Annotated in this window: 1 protein-coding gene; it reads left to right on the forward strand. The window is 75.2% G+C overall.

The genetic code is table 11. From position 1 onward, the window contains the following. On the forward strand, positions 1 to 451 hold a 451-nt coding region (locus A5481_RS30200), incomplete at its 5' end, for a methyl-accepting chemotaxis protein (RefSeq protein WP_245298676.1). Positions 452 to 629 lie beyond the last annotated feature (178 nt).

Consider the following 629-nt stretch of genomic DNA (forward strand, 5'->3'; position numbering starts at 1 on the left):
CAACGCCACCATCGAGGCGGCCCGGGCCGGCGAAGCCGGACGCGGCTTCGCGGTCGTCGCCGCCGAGGTCAAGGTGCTCGCCGGCCAGACCGCGAAGGCGACCGGCGAGATCTCCGGCCAGATCGGCGAGATCCAGGCGGCGACCGGCCAGGCCGTGACGGCGATCGGCGGCATCGTCGCCCGGATCGAGGAGATCAGCGGCGTCGCCGGCGCGCTCGCCGCCGCGATCGGCCAGCAGGACGCGACGACGCAGGAGATCGTCCGCAACGTGTCCCAGGCGGCCGTCGGGGCCGGCGAGGTCACCCATACCATCACGGGCGTCGCCGGGGCGGCCGAGGAGACCGGGGCGGCGGCCCGCCAGCTCCTCGCGGCGGCCTCCGATCTGTCGCGGCACTCGCGCCACCTCGACGACGAGGTCGGGCGGTTCCTGTCGGGCGTGCGGGCGGCGTGACGGGCGCGGGCCTCCGGGCTTCCGGGCTTCCGGGCCTTGGCCGGGATGGGCCGGCCCGCCCCCCGAGAACGAGAAAAGGGCGGGCGCCGCATCCGGCACCCGCCCCTTTTTTCTTCAGAGTCCGGAGCCTGAGGCGACCCCGGACCCGTTCGTCCGACTTACTCGGTGATGGAGGCGA

The organism is Methylobacterium platani, from assembly GCF_001653715.1.
GTDB lineage: Bacteria > Pseudomonadota > Alphaproteobacteria > Rhizobiales > Beijerinckiaceae > Methylobacterium > Methylobacterium platani.